Below are 16752 nucleotides of genomic sequence, written 5' to 3'. Positions count from 1 at the left end.
AAAACAACATATTAACTGCGAATAACCAGGGCCGCGCCCGGCTCTTTTCGGGGCGTGCCGGCAGGGCTTGCGCACAGCTTCGCCGCGTAAATTCCACAGAGTTATCCACAGGCGGAAGGGGATAAGTTTGGAGGCTGCGAAAATCGGCGTCGAGGTGATCGAAACCGCGCTGGAGACGATGCCGAACAACCCAGGCGTGTATCGCATGCTGGATGGCAAGGGCGATGCGCTCTATGTCGGCAAGGCGCGCAACCTGAAGAAACGTGTCACCTCCTACACGCAGATCGCCCGTTTGCCGGAGCGGCTGCGGCGCATGGTGGCGGATACCGCCGCGATGGAGATCCTCACCACCCATACCGAGGCCGAAGCGCTGCTGCTGGAAGCCAATCTCATCAAGAGGTTGAAGCCGCGCTATAATATCCTGCTGCGGGACGACAAGACCTATCCCTGGCTGATGCTGACGGCGGGGCATGAGTTCCCGCGCATCGCCAAGCATCGCGGCGTGCAGGAGAAGGGCAATCTCTATTGGGGGCCGTTCGCCTCGGTCTGGGCGGTCAACCAGACCGTGCAGGCGCTGCAGCGCGTGTTCCTGCTCCGTACCTGCGCGGACACCGTCTTCGCCAACCGCACCCGGCCTTGTTTGCTGTTCCAGATCAAGCGCTGCTGCGCGCCCTGCGTGGACCGGGTCAGCCAGGAAGAATACGGCAAGCTCGTCACCCAGGCGCGGGATTTCCTGCAGGGAAAGACCGGCGCGGTGCAAAAGGATCTCGCTGCCGCAATGCAGCAAGCCTCTGAAAATCTTGAGTTCGAGCGCGCGGCGGCGCTGCGCGACCGGATCCGGGGCCTGGCCTATGTGCAGGGCAGCGAGGTGATCAACCCGGAAAGCCTGGGGGATGCGGATGTGATCGCCCTGCACCAGCAGGCGGGCCAGGCCTGCGTCCAGGTGTTTTTCATCCGCGGCGGGCGCAATAACGGCAATCGCAGCTTCTTCCCGGCCCATGCCAAGGATGAGGAGGCGCCGGAGGTGCTGGCCGCCTTCATCGCGCAATTCTATGACGACAAGCCGCCCCCGGCGCAGATTTTGCTGAATTACGCGCCGCAGGAGCAGGCGCTGCTGGCCGAGGCGCTGAGCCTGAAGGCTGAGCGCAAGGTCTATATCTCGGTGCCGCAGCGGGGCGAGAAGGCCGATGTGGTGGCCCATGCCGCCACCAATGCGCGCGAGGCGCTGGAGCGCAGGCTGGCGGAGAGTGCTGGCCAGGGCAAATTGCTCGCCGCCACGGCGGAATTGTTCGGGCTGGCGGAGACGCCAAGGCGGATCGAGACCTATGATAACTCCCACATCATGGGCACCAACGCCTATGGGGTGATGGTGGTGGCGGGGCCCGAGGGGCCGATGAAATCCGCCTACCGCAAATTCAGCATCAAATCCATGCTCACCCCGGGCGATGATTTCGCGATGATGCGCGAAGTGCTGCAGCGCCGCTTCGGCCGCGCCTTGGAGGAAGACCCGGACCGCAGCGGCGAAACCTGGCCGGATCTGGTGCTGATCGATGGCGGTGCCGGCCAGCTTTCGGCGGCGAAGGCGGTGATGGCGGATCTGGGGCTGGAGGATATCCCGATGGTCGCCATCGCCAAGGGGCCGGACCGCGATGCCGGGCGGGAATGGTTCCACATGGAACATCGTGCGCCATTCCAGCTGCCGCCGCGCGACCCGGTGCTGTATTTTCTGCAGCGGCTGCGCGACGAGGCGCATCGCTTCGCCATCACCACCCACCGCGCCGCCCGTAGCAAAAAGCTCACCACCTCGGAGCTGGACGAGGTGCCGGGCATCGGCGCCGCGCGCAAGAAGGCGCTGCTGCTGCATTTCGGCTCGGCGCGCGGGGTGAAGGGGGCGGGGCTGAAGGATCTGGAATCCGTTCCCGGCATCAACCGGGCCACGGCCCGCGCCGTCTATGGCTTCTTTCATCCCGGTGTAAGGCTGGAGGATTAGCCTCTTGGCTTCCCGCGCCGAAGCTATAAGTTTGGGGGACAAAACAAGCGCGTGGAGGTTTCGATGAGCCAGTCTGATTGGGCGGATGTGAAGCGACTGGCGGCCGAGGCGCCGGACATGCGCACGTTATTTGCCGAAGATGCCCGGCGGTTCGCGGATTTCTCCGTCGCCGCCGCCGGGCTGCTGCTGGATTTCTCCAAAACCTCCCTCACCGGCAGCAGCTTCGCGGCCTTGCTGCGGCTGATCCGCGCCAGCGGGCTGGAGGAAAAGCGCGCCGCCATGTTCGCCGGCGCGCCGATCAACCTCACCGAAAACCGCGCCGTGCTGCACACCGCCTTGCGCGCCCCGGCGGATGCGCAAATCCTGGTCGGCGGCGAGAATGTGGTGCCGGCGGTGCAGGAGACGCTGGGCCGCTTTCTGGCCTTCGCCGAGGCGGTGCGCGGCGGCGCCATCGCGGCCGCCGACGGCAGGCCCTTCACCGATGTGGTGAATATCGGCATTGGCGGCTCGGATCTCGGCCCGGCGATGGTCACCGCCGCGCTCGTCCCGTATCATGACGGGCCGCGCCTGCATTACGTTTCCAATGTCGATGCGGCGCATCTTTCGGACACGCTGAAGCGGCTGGACCCGGCGCGGACCCTGTTCATCATCGCCTCGAAAACCTTCACCACGGTGGAGACGATGACCAACGCCGCCTCCGCCCGGCGCTGGCTCGCGGCCGCTCTGGGTGAGGAGGCGGTGGGGGCGCATTTCTGCGCCGTCTCCACCGCGCTGGAGAAATGCGCGGCCTTCGGCATCGCGCCGGACCGGATTTTCGGCTTCTGGGACTGGGTCGGCGGGCGCTATTCGGTGTGGTCTTCGGTCGGGCTGCCGGTGGCCATCGCCATCGGCGCGGATAATTTCCGCGCCTTCCTGGCCGGGGCACGGGAGATGGACGAGCATTTCCGCGACGCCAGGCTGGAGGAAAACCTGCCGGTGCTGCTGGCGCTGGTCGGGCTCTGGCATCGCGACGCGCTGGGCTACCCGGCCCGCGCCATCCTGCCTTATGACCAGCGCCTGGCGCGGCTCCCGGCCTATCTGCAGCAGCTGGACATGGAATCGAATGGCAAGCAGGTGACGCGCGAGGGCAGCCCGGTCGCGCAGCCCACCGGCCCGCTGGTGTTCGGCGAACCCGGCACCAACGGCCAGCACGCCTTCTATCAGCTGATCCATCAGGGCACGGATGTGATCCCGTGCGAATTCTACATCGCCGCCGAAGGCCATGAGCCGGAGATGGCGGCGCATCATGAGCTGCTGGTGGCCAATTGCCTGGCCCAGGCCCAGGCGCTGCTGCAGGGCCGCAGCCTGGAGGAGGCGAAGGGCAATCCACACCGCGTCTTCCCCGGCAACCGCCCCTCCATCGTCACCGCCTACCGCAAGCTGGACCCGGCGACGTTGGGCAAGCTGATCGCGCTCTATGAGCACCGCGTGTTCACCGAGGCGGCGGTGTGGAACATCAACGCCTTCGACCAATGGGGGGTGGAGCTGGGCAAGGAGCTGGCGACCAGGCTGCTGCCGATGGTGCGCGGCGAGGCCGGCGATGGGGCGGATGGCTCCACCACCGGGCTGCTTGGCTATCTGCGCGGGGGGCAGCGGTAACGGCGTTGCCAACGCCCCGAAGGTTTTTCGCCGCTTTTTTGCAAAAAAGCGGCACCAAAAAACTTCATGATTATCTCAGGGCGTTATTTCAAACTTCCGGCGTGGCGCGGCGTTCATGCAACGCCTCCACCCGGTCCAGCAGCTCAGAAAATACGAAGGGCTTGACGATATAGTCATCGCCGCCGGCTTCCAGCCCGGTCATCCAGTCGCCCAGCGCACCGAGGCCGGAGAGAAACAGCACCGGCGTGGTCACGTCATGCGCGCGCAGCTCGCGCAGCAATTCCGCCCCGTCCACCCCGCCGGGGAGCTGGCGGTCGAAGATCATCACGTCGAACTTGCCCTTGGCGGCGCGGCTCAGCCCGTCCTGCCCGTCCATCGTATGCGTGACCTCGTGATTCGCCTCGGCCATGCCATTGGTGACCAAGTTGGCCACCGTCTCGTCATCCTCGATGAGCAGAATGCGCATCATCCAACTCTCTTTCCCGGTCTCACAAACACTTGTTCACCTCCTGTATAGGGCCAATTTCTATGATCATAGTTTACAGTTGGGTTGCTTTTGGTTGAAGAAAGCGGGGATGAGAGTGGCACAGGAGACTCAGGCATGATGCCCGCCGAGGAGGACGACGTCCCCGGCGGGTTGGAGCCTTTCGCCGCGCAGGTGGCGCATGACTTCAATAATCTGCTGACCGGCGTGCTCGGCAATCTCGAATTGCTGGAGATGCGCGCCGCCCGCAACAAGATCGAGGGGCTGGAGAGCTATCTCTCCGGCGCCCGCAATGCCGGCGCCCGCGCGGCGGGGTTCGCGCACCGGCTGCTGGTCTATTCCGGCCGCACTGCCCGCCCGGCGGAGCCGGTGGAGGTGACCGCCTTGCTGCGCACGCTGGCAGGCCAGCCCGAAGGGCGTGGCGTGGCGATGACGCTGCCGCCGCAGCCGCTCTTCGCCATGGCCGATCCGGACGGGCTGCAGCAGGCGGTGGTGGAGCTGATCGAAAATGCACGGGAAGCCGCCCCGGCCTCGCGCGCCCTGGCGCTGCGGGCCGCGCTGCAGGATGGCATGGTCTGTATCGAAATGCGCGACGATGGCCCGGGCATGGCGCCGGAGGTGCTGGCCCAGGCCGCCGAACCGCTTTTCACCACCCGCGCCAACGGCGCCGGGCGCGGGCTGGGGCTGGCCATCGCCGCGCGCAGTGTGGAGCGGGCCGGCGGGACGCTGGTGCTGGACAGCGCGCCAGGGCAGGGCTGCGTGGCGCGGCTGCTGTTGCGGCCGGCGGAGGGGTAGGAAAGCCTGGCTGGGACGGGAGGATTCGAACCTCCGCATGGCGGAATCAAAATCCGCTGCCTTACCGCTTGGCGACGTCCCATCGGCTGGGCGCTCTCATAAGCCGGTCGGGGGCGGCTGGTAAAGCCCCCCGCCCCAGCACCACCAGGAAGATTGTTCACCCTGCAGCGTCGCGGCGGCGTCGCGCGCGGCATCGGCGGTTTCGAACAGGGCAAAGCAGGTGGCGCCGGAACCGCTCATCCGCGCCAGCAATACGCCCGGCAGCGCTGCCAAGGCCGCCAGCACCGTGCCGATGACCGGCTGAATGAAGATCGCCGCCGCCTGCAGATCATTGCCGCAGCGCTTCAGATCCTCGGCCATCAGCCGGGCGCTGGGCCACATCGCGGGCAGGCGCGGCGGCGGCGAGAAGCCGCCGCTGCGGGCCTTGAACACGGACGGCGTGGGCACCGCCACGCCGGGATTGACCAGCACCATGCCAAACTCCGGCAGGCGAGGGGCAGGCGCCAGCACCTCGCCGATGCCCTGCATCCGCGCCGGCTCGCTGCGCAGGCAGACCGGCACATCCGCCCCTAGCGCCAGCGCCAGCCCCGGCAGATCCGCCTTTTGCACGCCCCAGAGCCGGCAGAGGGCGCGCAGCGCCGCCGCCGCATCGGCCGAGCCGCCGCCAATGCCCGAGGCCACCGGCAGATCCTTTTGCAGATGCAGCCGCGCCCCGCGCCCCGGCGCCAGCGCCCGAGCTGCCTTCAGCAACAGATTATCCGGCTCGCTCTGCAACGCCGCGCCGAAGCGCCCGCCCAGGCTCAGGCTCAGCGTCTCCGCCGCCTCAACCTCCACCCGGTCGCCGACATCCGGGAACACCGCCAGGCTGTCGAGCAGATGATACCCATCCGCCCGCTTGCCGGTGACATGCAGATAGAGATTGACCTTCGCCGGCGCGAAAACCGTCAGGCTCATGGCGTGGCGGCGCCGAAATGCTGCTGGATCTTCGCCGCCAGCGCCGCTTTCAGCTTCGCATCCGGGTTCAGCCCCAGCGCGCGGTCCCATTGATAGGCCGCCTGCAGCTTTTGCCCGCCCTGCCAGAACGCATCGCCGAGATGGCCGTTGATCTCGGCATCGTCCGGCGACAGCTCCACCGCCTGGATCAACAGCGCCAGGGCCCGTTTGGTGTTGCCGCGTTTCATCTCGACATAGCCGAGCGAATCCAGCACCGCCGGGTCCTTCGGGTCCAGCCCGGCGGCCTTGCTCAGCATCGCCTGTGCCTCATCCAGCTTCTCGTCGCGCGAGGCCCAGCTATAGCCGAGATAATTCAGCACATAAGGCTGGTCGGGAGAGAGTTTCAGCGCCTGTTCCAGGTCCGGCTCCGCGGCCGCCCAGTTGCCGGTTTCGTCCTCGCAGATGCCGCGGTCGAAATACAGGCTCCAGGCGGCGGCGGGCGGCGGGTTGCCGGCCAGCGCGATCGCCTTCTGGTAATAAGGCAGGGCCTGGCCGCATTGCTGCGCGGTGCGCCAGACATCGCCGGCGGCGGCCAGCAGCCCGGCATTGTCCGGGTGCTTGGCGCTCAGCCCGTCGAGCAGCGCCACCGCCTTGTCCGGCTCGCCCAGGCTGGCGAGCAGGCTGGCCTGCTGCACCGCCGCCGGGCCGTAGAGCGCATCGCCGGGCTGGATTGGCGCCAGCGTCTCGAGCGCATTGCGCATTTCCACCGGCGTCGGGGTGGCGTTGGGGTCATCGCTGTCGATCTGGGTGGAGGCCAGGATCAGCCGCGCGGCGGACAGGTCTGGCCGCAGCTCCAGCGCGAAGCGCAGGAACACGCTGCGCAGGAACAGAGCCTGCGGCTGGCTGAGCGAGGCCGCCAAGGTGAGATAGGCCTCCGCCATGCCCTGCACCGGGGTGGAGATCACCTTCGCCCCCATCTGCGCCTGCAGCTGCGGCAGCGCGATGGCGAGGTCCGGATGCGCCGCGATCAGCGCCATCAGCACCGCCTCGGCCTGCGATTTGTTGCTTTGGCGCGTATCCCAGCTGGCCAGGATCTGCGCCAGGCGCAGATTGGGCGAGGCGGCGGAGACGGCGCCGTAAAGCTGGGTCGCACTCTTGGTATCGCCCGCCGCATCGGCGATCAGCGCCGCGTTCAGCACATACACGCCGCCAAAGGCGCCATTATTGAAGCTGGGGCCGAGCGTGTTCAGCGCCGCCTGCTCGTCGCCCTGGCCAAATTGCGTCCAGGCGATCAGCAAGGGCTCGATCAGCGCCGCCAGCTGGTCGCTGGGCAGGGATTTGAAGAAGGTTGCGGCCTGCTTGTAATCACCTTGCATCGCCGCCTGATTGCCGCGCAGCAAGGCGGCCAGCGCGTTGCCGGGCAGGCGCGGGGCGAGCGCCTGCGCCTCGTCGCTGCCGGCCAGCACGCCGGAGAGAAACCCTTCCTGCGCCAGGCGCGGATTATCCGGGTCCGTTTGCAGCGCCTTGGCGTAGAAGCTGGCGGCCCGCGCCGGGTCGTTCACGGAAGCCGCGTAGCGCGCCGCCAGAAACGCCCCGAAGGCCGGGTTGGGTTTGGTGGCCGGGGTGGGGGCGGTGTCGGGGAAGGGGGCCGTACCGGCAGCGCCCGCCGCGCAGGCGGAAAGCATGATGCAGGCAGCGACGGCGAAGCGGCCGAACGGCAAGGAGATGCGCATGAACAAACACTAGCAGCGCTGTTGCGGAGCGGCAAAAACCGTGAAGCAGGGCTCGCTTGTTCGCGCCCGGGGGCTGGGATAGGCTGGCGGCATGGAGCCTGGGTTCGAAGCGACAACCAACGACATCACCGTGCAGGTGCGGGTCACGTTTCTGGACGCGCAGTCTGAGCCGGATGAAGGGCGCTTCTTCTGGGCCTATCATATTTCCATCATCAACCAAGGCAGCGCCACCGTGCAGCTGCTCAAGCGCACCTGGCACATCACCGATAGCACCGGCTACACCCATATCGTGCATGGCGACGGGGTGGTGGGCGAGCAGCCGGTGCTCTCTCCGGGGGCGCGGTTCGAATATAGCTCCGGCACGCCGCTGGCCACCGCCTCGGGCTTCATGGTCGGCACCTATCACATGCAGCGTCTGCCCGGGGGTGAGCCGTTTGATGTCGCGGTGCCGGCCTTCAGCCTGGACAGCCCGCACGAGGATACCAGGCGGCACTGAGCCTGGCTGGCTACCAGAGCCCGCGGAACCAGCGGTTGCGATAGCCGATGAGCAGTGACGCGATGGCGCAAATTGTCGCACAAATTAGGCAGAATGCGGTCATCGCCGGCGGGTTATCACCAAAAGAGGGGTTGATAAGGTCGAAAGCTGGATGAAGGCGGGCCGCCCAGATCCAGAATAGACACTGTCCGAGAAGGGTGAGGATGAATACGGCCCGAGCCAAAATGAACGTCAATCCAATTGCCCAGCGGCGTTTGCGATAAGGGCCATTCCAAGCGATGATCATGACAAAGATCGCGAGAGGGATGGCGCCGGCGATCAATGGTTGATCGAAGTCGAGTGTCGGGCTTGATAAATCATACTGATATACAGCGGCGGTGATGAGCATTCCCAGCCCGATTAGAGTGAACCATACAGCATAAGCAAAGCGCCGCACTCCGGAAATAAAGTCCGGCCACGGTAGCACATTACCGTCTTCTTGCGAGATGTGATTGTTGTTCATTTGGCTTTGCCTGCTGATGTAGCCTGGCATTGTCCCACCTTTTTGGTTCATTAAACTATTGCCCTTCAAAGGGGGCCGCCGCAAGCCATCCCTGCCATATGGGAACTTGATATTGGCTCAGTGATCCGGCTGGCCCATATAAACGTATCCGTCATAAATGACGTCTTTAATGCCTGAGACCTGAAATGGAGCGCCGCGTGAACATCCAGTTGAAAGCCGCCAAGGCCGCGAAACGCAAGCAGAGCCTGGTCCGCCCGACGCGGGAACAGGCCGAGGAGGCGGTGCGCACGCTGCTGCTCTGGGCCGGGGACGATCCGACCCGCGAGGGGCTGCTGGATACCCCCAAGCGGGTCGCCAAATCCTACGCGGAATTCTTCAAGGGCTATGAGGAGGATCCGGTCGAGATCCTCTCGCGCACCTTCGAGGAAACCGAGGGCTATGACGAGATGATCCTGCTGCGGGACATCCGGCTGGAGAGCCATTGCGAGCATCACATGGTGCCGATCACCGGCAAGGCGCATGTCGCCTATCTGCCGGGCAAGCGCGTGGTGGGGATTTCCAAGCTCGCCCGCGTCGTGGATGCCTATGCCAAGCGTCTGCAAATTCAGGAAAAACTCACCGCCCAGATCGCCAACACCATCCAGGAGGTGCTGCAGCCGCGCGGCGTGGCGGTGGTGATTGAGGCGAATCATCAATGCATCTCCACCCGCGGCGTGCACAAGCCTGGTGTCTCGATGATCACCAGCCATATGGTGGGCGAATTCCGCGACAACCCCTCGACCCGGCGGGAATTTCTGGCCATGATCCAAACCCGGAGTTGCACCGGGGAGTAGCCTACGCATGAGTCAGCACGAGCCTTTCATGAAACGCGCCATCGCCCTGGCGCGCCAGGGCGTGGCTGGGGGCCATGGCGGCCCGTTCGGCGCGGTGATCGTGCGCGATGGCAAGATCATCGGCGAGGGGCATAATCGCGTGCTCTCCTCGATCGACCCCACCGCCCATGCCGAGGTGACGGCCATTCGCGACGCGGCGAAGAAGGAAGGCCAGTTCGACCTCTCAGGCACCGAGATCTATGTGAACGGCCAGCCTTGCCCGATGTGCATGTCGGCGATTTTCTGGGCCCGGATCGGCAAGGTGTATTATGCCTGCGCCCCGGCGGATGCCGAGGCGATCGGCTTTGACGATCAGGAATTTTACCGCCAGCTCGCCAAGCCCGAGGGCGAGCGCGACACCCCGGCCATCCAGCTCACGGAATTCCTCGAAGAGGCGCGGGACTCCTATCAGGACTGGATCCGGCGCGAGGCGCGCATCACTTACTGATTGCTGCCATTCGGTACAGGGGCTGGCGATTTCGGGCCTGGAGGCGTAAGCCCTCTGCGCCAAGTTTGAAGGAGTTTCCTCGTGCCGAGCGACACGACCCGCTTGAACGCCACAGCCTTTTCCAACATCCGCCCGCAAGGCGGGGCGGGCAGTCTGGCCAACCGAAAACTTGTATCCAACTGGCTGTTCCTGCTGGCCTTCATGATCTGGGTGATGGTCGGCATCGGCGGCTATACGCGCGATTCCGGCTCGGGCCTGTCGATCATGAAATGGGAGCCGATCATCGGGGTGCTGCCGCCCTTGAGCCAGGATGCCTGGAATAAAGTATTCGCGCTGTACAAGACCATCCCGCAATATCAGCTGCTGCATCAGGGCATGGACCTGGCCGGATTCAAGCAGCTCTTCTGGCCGGAATATATCCACCGCCTCTGGGGCAGGCTGATGGGGGCGGTGCTGTTGCTGCCGCTGATCGTCTTCGCGCTCACCGGGCGGGTGGAGAAACGGCTGGTGCCCTGGCTGGCGCTGCTGTTCCTGCTCGGCGGGCTGCAGGGCTTCATCGGCTGGTTCATGGTCTCCTCGGGCTTCCGGGCGGACAGCATCGCGGTGGAGGGCTGGCGGCTTTCGCTGCATTTCTTCGGGGCGATGTTCCTGTTCGGCGCGGTGCTGTGGACGGCTCTGGTCATCCGCCACCCGGAACCGGCGCGTTATGAAGGGCTGAAGGGCTTACGCGGCCATACCATCGGCGCGCTGCTGCTGCTGCTGCTGGCGATGTGGGGCGGCACCATGGTCTCCGGCATTCACGGCATCGCGGATTTCAGCCTGAAGGACCATATCGGCACCGGCCAGCCGCCCGCCGGCTGGCCGATGAGCGGCGTGCTGAACTCCGCCGGGGCGATTATTTTCGGCCATCAGCTGCTGGCGGTGCTGGCGGCTCTGGGCATCCTCACCCTCACCGTGCGCGCCTTGCGCAGTGAGCTGCCCGGCCCGGTGCGCGATGGCGCGCTGATTGTCGGCGGGCTGGTGATCCTGCAATTCATCCTGGGCGTGACCGCTCTGGTCTCTGGCCGCTACGATATCGGCGTGGCGCATCAGATGAACGCGGTGCTGCTGCTGGGGGGGATGCTGTTCATCGTCTTCACCCTGCGCGGGGCGACGCGGCGCGTTAAAGTCGTGGCGCGTTAAACAATGAAGCAGGACCGCGCCGTTGGCACCTGGCTGCTGCTGCTGGCCTGCATGGTGTTTGGCATGGTCATCGGCGGCGGCCATGCGCGCACCATCGGGGCGGGGTTTTCCATTCAGGTCTGGCGGCCCTTCACCGGCTTCATCCCGCCTTTGAACGCGGCGGACTGGAACCAGCTTTACGGGCTGTATCAGCACACCGCGCAATATCAGGCGCATCCGATCGACATGGCGCAGTACAAGGCCTTGTTCTGGCCGATGTTCCTGGATCGCTGCTGGGGCCGGTTGATGGCTTGCGTGTTCCTGGTTCCGTTCGGCTATTTTCTCTGGAAGGGCCGCATCCAGCGGAAATTGGCGCTGTGGCTCGGCTTCATCTTCCTGCTCGGCGCCGGCCAGGCCACCTATGGCTGGTACATGGTGCGGACCGGGATGTATCCCGGCGTGGTCTCCCCGCCGCCGGAATGGGCGGCGCCGCATCTGCTCTCCGCCATGCTGATCCTGTTTCTGCTGATCTGGACCGGCATGAGCCTGCGCACCCCGGAACCGGCGCCGCTGGAAGGTGCCGGCACCTTGCGCGGGCTGGCCAGCGCCTCGGTATTGCTGATCTGGATCACCATGGGGTTTGGGGCGCTGGTCGCGACGTCCGGAGCGCTGCATGTCTATAACTCTTTCCCGACCATGGATGGCGCCTGGACGCCGCCCGGCGCCTTCGCCCAGGACCCGGTCTGGAGCAATTTCGTCACCAATAAGGGCACGGTGCAGTTCTGCCACCGGCTGCTGGCGACGATCACGGCGTTGACCGTGCTCACCACCGCCGTGATGGGGCTGCGCCGCAAGCTGCCGCCTTCCTTGCGAGATATTTTTCTGCTGCTCGCCTTGCTGGTGGCGTTGCAATATGTGCTGGGCATGGCCACGCTCGTGCTAGGCAATAATGAGCTCGGCTTTGTGCATGAGCTGAACGCCGTGCTGCTGTTCGCCACCGCCATCGCCGCCCGCCACGGGCTGCGCGGCGCGGTGGCCGCGCCAACCGGGGCGCTGGCGGCGGCGGAATAGGAGTATGAGAGATGAGTGACGCGCTGACCAAGGCGGATGAATTTTTCCACGGCCCGCAAGGGCTGGACCTTCAGGATGCGGCCAAGCATATCGCCACCGCGCTCGATGGGGCGGATGATGGCGAGCTGTTTCTGGAATACCGGGAATCGGAATCGATCTCGCTCGATGATGGCCGCATCCGTGCCGCCTCCTTCGATACGCGCCGGGGCTTTGGCCTGCGCGCGGTATTGGGCGAGGCCGCCTATTACGCCCATGCCGGGGATATTTCCTCTGCCGCCTTGGGCCGCGCGGCGCAGACGATCCGCGCGGCGAAGGCGATGGAGCAGAGTGTGACGGCCGGCGAGCCCGCCGCCGCCGGGGCGCCGCTTTATGTCGGGGTGAACCCGTTGGGCGAGGCGCCGTTCGCGGACCGCGCGGCATTGCTCAAGCAGATCGACGATTTCGCCCGTGGCGCGGATAAGCGCGTGGTGCAGGTGATGGCGAGCATTGCCGGTGAGTGGCAGGTGATCGAGATCGTCCGTGCCGGCGGGGCGCGGGTGGCGGATATTCGCCCGCTGGTGCGGCTCAATATTTCCGTGGTGCTGGAAGAGAACGGCAAGCGTGAATCCGGCAGCCATGGCGCCGGCGGGCGTTCGGGCTACGGCGCCTATGTGGACCCGAATTTCTGGCAGAATGCGGTGCACGAGGCGATCCGCCAGGCGGAGGTCAATCTCGGCGCGGTGGCGGCCCCTGCCGGCGAGATGCCGGTGGTGCTGGGGCCGGGCTGGCCGGGGATTTTGCTGCATGAGGCGATCGGCCACGGGCTGGAAGGCGATTTCAACCGCAAACAGACCTCTGCCTTCGCGGGCCTGCTGGGCAGCCGCATCGCCGCCCCGGGTGTGACGGTGGTGGATGACGGCACCATCCCCAACCGCCGCGGCTCGCTCACCATCGACGATGAAGGCACGCCGACCAGCCGCACCGTGCTGATCGAGGATGGGATTCTGAAAGGCTTCATTCAGGACCGGCAAAATGCGCGGCTGATGAATATGCGCGCCACCGGCAATGGCCGGCGCCAGAGCTATGCCCATGCGCCGATGCCGCGCATGACCAACACCATCATGCAAGGCGGGCAGGACAAGAAGGAGGACATGATCGCCTCCGTGAAGCGCGGCCTGTATGCGGTGAATTTCGGCGGCGGGCAGGTGGATATCACCTCCGGCAAGTTCGTGTTCTCGGCCTCCGAGGCGTATTTGATCGAGGACGGCAAGGTGACCTCGCCGGTGAAGGGGGCGACGCTGATCGGCAACGGGCCGGATGCGTTGACCAAGGTGGAGATGATTGGGGATGATCCGGCGCTGGATCCGGGCATCGGCACCTGCGGCAAGAACGGCCAGGGCGTGCCGGTGGGGGTGGGTCAGCCGACGATCAAGCTGTCGGGGCTGACCATCGGCGGGACGGCGGCGTAAATAAAAGTTTTTGGGGTGCAGCCCTTTTTTCAAAGGCTCTAGACCAGTAATTTGGCGAGTTCGGCAAGGATCGTATCAGGGTCCTTGCTCCACCTCCACTCACATTCTTTGAGGTGAAGTTCGAAGTTCGTCTTCACGCCATTGAACCTGGCGAGGCGGCGTTTTGTGTATGACCAGAAGCTCTCGATGCCGTTGACGTGGATAATGCCGTCGGTGAAGGGGCTGCCTTCCTTTTTGTGCTTCTTGATACGGAAATGCTTGTCATACCCGACGTCAACAAGACCATCGTAAGCGGTCCAGCCATCGGTCATCACAACGCTCTCGAGATCGATCTTTCCGCGAATAATGTCCTGTAAAGTCTTTCTTTTTACGTCCGGGACGATCTGCGTGAGAACGCGCCCATTACGCTCGAAGATGCCGAAGACAGGCTGTTTTGAAGTACCGCGTCCGCGCTTGCGCGGCCCAACCACACCGCGCGTTCTTGCCGGACCGAAATAGCTTTCATCACACTCGACAACCCCGGTCAGCGCCTCGATTTCCCGGCACTGATGAGCGTGAATGACCTCTCTAAACAAGCGGTAGTAACGGTTTACCGTCTTGCGATCAAAGCCCAGCAGATGGGCCGTTTGGGTGGCCGTCAGGTCCACCGCAAACGCCTTCATTATTTTTCGCTGCTTGTACTTAGATAACCCGTTCTTTTTGTTCAGCATTAGACCACAATACCTCAGTATTCATGGTCTAGAGCCTTTCAAAAAAGGTGCGGAAACGTTTGGGGCGTTGGCAACGCAAGTGCCAACGCCCCAAACGTTTGTGGGGTGTTTTTGAAAAACACCCCACACCCCCAAAAACTTTTGAAACTTAAGAGATCGTCGTGGTGCCCCGCGCAATCGCCGCGACACCAGTGCGCGACACTTCCGCCAAGCCCAGCGGGCGCATCAGCTCCAGAAACGCGTCCAGCTTGTCCGTCGCGCCGGTCAGCTCGAAGGTGAAGCTCTCCGTCGTCGCGTCGATCACGCGCGCGCGGAACGCATCCGCCAGGCGCAGCGCCTCGGCCCGCTTCTCGCCCGTGCCCAGCACCTTGATCAGCGCCAGCTCGCGCGCCAGATGCGGGCCAACCGACAGATCCAGCACCTTGTAAACCGGCACCAGCCGGTCCAGCTGCGCCTTGATCTGCTCGATTACCATCGCCGTGCCGCGCGTCACCACGGTGATGCGGCTCTTCGAGCCGTCCCGCTCCACCGGCGCCACGGTGAGGTTGTCGATGTTATAGCCACGGCCGGAAAACAGCCCGATGACGCGCGCCAGCACGCCGGATTCATTCTCCACCAGAACCGAGATGGTGGCGGAGCGCAAATTCGTTTCAGACATCAGACCAGCGCCATCCCTTCATTGGTAACCGCCGGGCCTTCATCCTTATGCTCCGGCCCCAGCAGCATTTCATTATGCGCCGCACCGGAGGGGATCATCGGGAAGACGTTCTCCTTCTGGTCGACACAGATATCGGCAATCACCGGCTTGTCGATCGCGATCATCTCCGCGATCACCCGGTCCAGATCATCCACGCTCTCGGCGCGCAGGCCGACACCATGGAAGCTCTCCGCCAGCTTCACGAAATCCGGCAGGGCTTCGCTGTAGCTCTGGGAATAGCGGCTGCCATGTAGCAGCTCCTGCCACTGGCGCACCATGCCCATATATTGGTTGTTGAGGATGAAGATCTTCACCGGCAGCCGGTACTGCGCCAGCGTGCCCATCTCCTGGATGTTCATCAGGATGCTGGCCTCGCCGGCAATATCCACCACCAGCGCGTCCGGATGCGCCACCTGCACGCCCATCGCGGCGGGCAGGCCGTAGCCCATGGTGCCCAGGCCGCCCGAGGTCATCCAGCGGTTCGGCTTCTCGAACTTGAAATGCTGGGCCGCCCACATCTGATGCTGGCCGACTTCCGTGGTGATGTAGGTCTCGCGCCCGCGCGTCGCCTGGTACAGCCGCTCGATCGCGTATTGCGGCTTGATGATGCTGCCCTTGTCGCGCGGCTGGGTGAAGCGCAGCGAGTTCTTGCTGCGCCAGACATCGATCTGCGCCCACCAGTTCGCCAGCGCGGTCTTGTCGCTCTTGGTGCTGTCCTGCTTCCAGGCGGCGATCAGCGCCTTCAGCGTCTCCAACGCATCGCCGATAATGGCGACATCCACCTGCACCGTCTTGTTGATGTTGGCGGGGTCGATATCGGCGTGGATTTTCTTCGAGTTCGGCGAAAAGGCGTTGAGCCGGCCGGTGACGCGGTCATCGAAGCGGGCGCCGAGATTCAGCATCACGTCGCAACCATGCATCGCGAGGTTCGCCTCGTAGGTGCCGTGCATGCCCAACATGCCGAGGAAGAGCGGGTCGGAAGCCGGGAAGGCGCCGAGGCCCATCAGCGTGTTGGTGATCGGAAAGCCGGTGAGGCGGGTGAACTCGGTGAGCAGGCGCGAGGCCTCCGGCCCGGCATTGATGACGCCGCCGCCGGCATAGATCACCGGGCGCTCGGCGCGCTTGAGCAGCGCCACGGCTTCCGCGATGCGCCGCGGATCCGGCGCGGTCTGCGGGCGGTAGGAGCGGTGCACGGCCTGGGCCGCCGGTTCCTGATAGGGCGCCGGGGCGATGAGAATATCCTTCGGCAGATCGATCAGCACCGGGCCGGGGCGGCCGGTGCGCGCCACCAGGAAGGCCTCGTGCACGACCCGCACCAGATCCCCGGACTGCTTGACCAGGTAATTATGCTTGGTCGCCGGGCGGGTGATGCCGGTGGTATCCGCCTCCTGGAAGGCGTCATTGCCGATCAGATGCGTCGGCACCTGGCCGCACAGGCAGACCAGCGGGATGCTGTCCATCAGCGCATCGACCAGGCCGGTGACGGCATTGGTGGCGCCGGGGCCGGAGGTGACCAACACGCAGCCGACCTTGCCGGTGGAACGGGCATAGCCCTCCGCCGCATGCACCGCCGCCTGCTCGTGGCGCACCAGGATGTGGCGAATTTCGTTCTGCTGGAAAATCGCGTCGTAAATCGGCAATACGGCGCCGCCGGGATAGCCGAAAATCACATCCACGCCCTGCGCCTTGAGCGCCCGGAGCAGGGCTTCCGCGCCGGAATTCATCAGCTCGGGTGCTGTGTTCGTGTGATCCATGCTAAACCTGCCATTCACGT

16 protein-coding genes and 1 tRNA gene are annotated in these 16752 nt (G+C 64.9%); 9 read left to right on the top strand and 8 right to left on the bottom strand.

What is annotated here, in order from left to right; translation table 11 throughout:
• Positions 1 to 127: 127 nt before the first annotated feature.
• Complete coding sequence (uvrC, locus tag ACZ46S_RS11870) at positions 128 to 1990, top strand: excinuclease ABC subunit UvrC (protein ID WP_464061884.1); 1863 nt, start codon at positions 128 to 130, stop codon at positions 1988 to 1990.
• A 63-nt stretch (positions 1991 to 2053) separates the two neighbouring features.
• A complete protein-coding gene (pgi, locus tag ACZ46S_RS11865; RefSeq protein WP_464061883.1) occupies positions 2054 to 3628 on the top strand; it encodes a glucose-6-phosphate isomerase in 1575 nt (524 codons plus the stop codon).
• An 88-nt stretch (positions 3629 to 3716) separates the two neighbouring features.
• On the opposite strand, the gene ACZ46S_RS11860 is transcribed toward pgi, so the two are convergent.
• Positions 3717 to 4097 (bottom strand): response regulator transcription factor, encoded by a 381-nt coding sequence (locus ACZ46S_RS11860; RefSeq protein WP_464061882.1) that lies wholly within the window; start codon positions 4095 to 4097, stop codon positions 3717 to 3719.
• A 132-nt stretch (positions 4098 to 4229) separates the two neighbouring features.
• Here ACZ46S_RS11860 and ACZ46S_RS11855 point away from each other — a divergent pair, with 132 nt between their 5' ends.
• The gene (locus ACZ46S_RS11855; protein ID WP_464061881.1) at positions 4230 to 4907 is read left to right on the top strand and encodes a sensor histidine kinase; all 678 of its coding nucleotides are present in this window, start codon (positions 4230 to 4232) and stop codon (positions 4905 to 4907) included.
• 7 nt (positions 4908 to 4914) lie between these two features.
• Here the strand turns inward: ACZ46S_RS11855 and ACZ46S_RS11850 are convergent.
• The 3 genes from ACZ46S_RS11850 to ACZ46S_RS11840 form a co-directional block, all read right to left on the bottom strand.
• Positions 4915 to 4989: transfer RNA gene (locus tag ACZ46S_RS11850), tRNA-Gln, on the bottom strand.
• A gap of 14 nt (positions 4990 to 5003) precedes the next feature.
• On the bottom strand, positions 5004 to 5861 hold the full coding sequence (locus ACZ46S_RS11845; RefSeq protein WP_464061880.1) for a 4-(cytidine 5'-diphospho)-2-C-methyl-D-erythritol kinase: 858 nt from the start codon (positions 5859 to 5861) through the stop codon (positions 5004 to 5006).
• Positions 5858 to 7573, bottom strand: coding sequence for a tetratricopeptide repeat protein (locus ACZ46S_RS11840; protein WP_464061879.1), 1716 nt, complete (start codon positions 7571 to 7573; stop codon positions 5858 to 5860). Before ACZ46S_RS11840 ends, ACZ46S_RS11845 begins: the two co-directional genes overlap by 4 nt.
• A gap of 91 nt (positions 7574 to 7664) precedes the next feature.
• Here ACZ46S_RS11840 and apaG point away from each other — a divergent pair, with 91 nt between their 5' ends.
• A complete protein-coding gene (apaG, locus tag ACZ46S_RS11835; RefSeq protein ID WP_464061878.1) occupies positions 7665 to 8069 on the top strand; it encodes a Co2+/Mg2+ efflux protein ApaG in 405 nt (134 codons plus the stop codon).
• A gap of 10 nt (positions 8070 to 8079) precedes the next feature.
• Here apaG and ACZ46S_RS11830 read toward each other — a convergent pair whose 3' ends face one another.
• Positions 8080 to 8571, bottom strand: coding sequence for a hypothetical protein (locus ACZ46S_RS11830; protein ID WP_464061877.1), 492 nt, complete (start codon positions 8569 to 8571; stop codon positions 8080 to 8082).
• Positions 8572 to 8756: 185 nt separating this feature from the next.
• Here ACZ46S_RS11830 and folE point away from each other — a divergent pair, with 185 nt between their 5' ends.
• The 5 genes from folE to tldD all read left to right on the top strand — a co-directional run bounded on the left by folE (position 8757) and on the right by tldD (position 13571).
• Positions 8757 to 9404, top strand: a complete 648-nt coding sequence (gene folE / locus ACZ46S_RS11825; RefSeq protein ID WP_008494914.1) for a GTP cyclohydrolase I FolE — start codon at positions 8757 to 8759, stop codon at positions 9402 to 9404.
• Positions 9405 to 9411: 7 nt separating this feature from the next.
• The gene (locus tag ACZ46S_RS11820) at positions 9412 to 9891 is read left to right on the top strand and encodes a nucleoside deaminase (RefSeq protein ID WP_464061876.1); all 480 of its coding nucleotides are present in this window, start codon (positions 9412 to 9414) and stop codon (positions 9889 to 9891) included.
• A gap of 81 nt (positions 9892 to 9972) precedes the next feature.
• Positions 9973 to 11073, top strand: a complete 1101-nt coding sequence (locus ACZ46S_RS11815) for a COX15/CtaA family protein (protein ID WP_464061875.1) — start codon at positions 9973 to 9975, stop codon at positions 11071 to 11073.
• Between the two features lie 3 nt (positions 11074 to 11076).
• On the top strand, positions 11077 to 12123 hold the full coding sequence (locus tag ACZ46S_RS11810) for a COX15/CtaA family protein (protein ID WP_464061874.1): 1047 nt from the start codon (positions 11077 to 11079) through the stop codon (positions 12121 to 12123).
• 11 nt (positions 12124 to 12134) lie between these two features.
• Positions 12135 to 13571, top strand: coding sequence for a metalloprotease TldD (gene tldD, locus ACZ46S_RS11805; protein WP_464061873.1), 1437 nt, complete (start codon positions 12135 to 12137; stop codon positions 13569 to 13571).
• 38 nt (positions 13572 to 13609) lie between these two features.
• On the opposite strand, the gene ACZ46S_RS11800 is transcribed toward tldD, so the two are convergent.
• The 3 genes from ACZ46S_RS11800 to ACZ46S_RS11790 all read right to left on the bottom strand — a co-directional run bounded on the left by ACZ46S_RS11800 (position 13610) and on the right by ACZ46S_RS11790 (position 16732).
• Positions 13610 to 14281 carry an IS1595 family transposase gene (locus ACZ46S_RS11800; protein WP_464061872.1) on the bottom strand — a complete coding sequence of 224 codons (672 nt, stop codon included), beginning with the start codon at positions 14279 to 14281 and terminating at the stop codon, positions 13610 to 13612.
• Positions 14282 to 14429: 148 nt separating this feature from the next.
• Complete coding sequence (ilvN, locus tag ACZ46S_RS11795) at positions 14430 to 14939, bottom strand: acetolactate synthase small subunit (RefSeq protein WP_295743139.1); 510 nt, start codon at positions 14937 to 14939, stop codon at positions 14430 to 14432.
• Positions 14939 to 16732 (bottom strand): acetolactate synthase 3 large subunit, encoded by a 1794-nt coding sequence (locus ACZ46S_RS11790; protein WP_295743136.1) that lies wholly within the window; start codon positions 16730 to 16732, stop codon positions 14939 to 14941. The genes ilvN and ACZ46S_RS11790 overlap by 1 nt, the downstream gene beginning before the upstream one ends.
• Positions 16733 to 16752 lie beyond the last annotated feature (20 nt).

The organism is Acidocella aluminiidurans (genome assembly GCF_055383125.1).
This window is presented reverse-complemented; position numbering and strand designations above follow the sequence as displayed.

Coding starts and splice junctions, on each gene's coding strand:
- pgi (WP_464061883.1), top strand. CDS start 2,054: ATGAGCCAGTCTGATTGGGCGGATGTGAAGCGACTGGCGGCCGAGGCG.
- ACZ46S_RS11860 (WP_464061882.1), bottom strand. CDS start 4,097: ATGATGCGCATTCTGCTCATCGAGGATGACGAGACGGTGGCCAACTTG.
- ACZ46S_RS11855 (WP_464061881.1), top strand. CDS start 4,230: ATGATGCCCGCCGAGGAGGACGACGTCCCCGGCGGGTTGGAGCCTTTC.
- ACZ46S_RS11845 (WP_464061880.1), bottom strand. CDS start 5,861: ATGAGCCTGACGGTTTTCGCGCCGGCGAAGGTCAATCTCTATCTGCAT.
- ACZ46S_RS11840 (WP_464061879.1), bottom strand. CDS start 7,573: ATGCGCATCTCCTTGCCGTTCGGCCGCTTCGCCGTCGCTGCCTGCATC.
- apaG (WP_464061878.1), top strand. CDS start 7,665: ATGGAGCCTGGGTTCGAAGCGACAACCAACGACATCACCGTGCAGGTG.
- ACZ46S_RS11830 (WP_464061877.1), bottom strand. CDS start 8,571: ATGAACAACAATCACATCTCGCAAGAAGACGGTAATGTGCTACCGTGG.
- folE (WP_008494914.1), top strand. CDS start 8,757: ATGGAGCGCCGCGTGAACATCCAGTTGAAAGCCGCCAAGGCCGCGAAA.
- ACZ46S_RS11820 (WP_464061876.1), top strand. CDS start 9,412: ATGAGTCAGCACGAGCCTTTCATGAAACGCGCCATCGCCCTGGCGCGC.
- ACZ46S_RS11810 (WP_464061874.1), top strand. CDS start 11,077: ATGAAGCAGGACCGCGCCGTTGGCACCTGGCTGCTGCTGCTGGCCTGC.
- tldD (WP_464061873.1), top strand. CDS start 12,135: ATGAGTGACGCGCTGACCAAGGCGGATGAATTTTTCCACGGCCCGCAA.
- ACZ46S_RS11800 (WP_464061872.1), bottom strand. CDS start 14,281: ATGCTGAACAAAAAGAACGGGTTATCTAAGTACAAGCAGCGAAAAATA.
- ilvN (WP_295743139.1), bottom strand. CDS start 14,939: ATGTCTGAAACGAATTTGCGCTCCGCCACCATCTCGGTTCTGGTGGAG.
- ACZ46S_RS11790 (WP_295743136.1), bottom strand. CDS start 16,732: ATGGATCACACGAACACAGCACCCGAGCTGATGAATTCCGGCGCGGAA.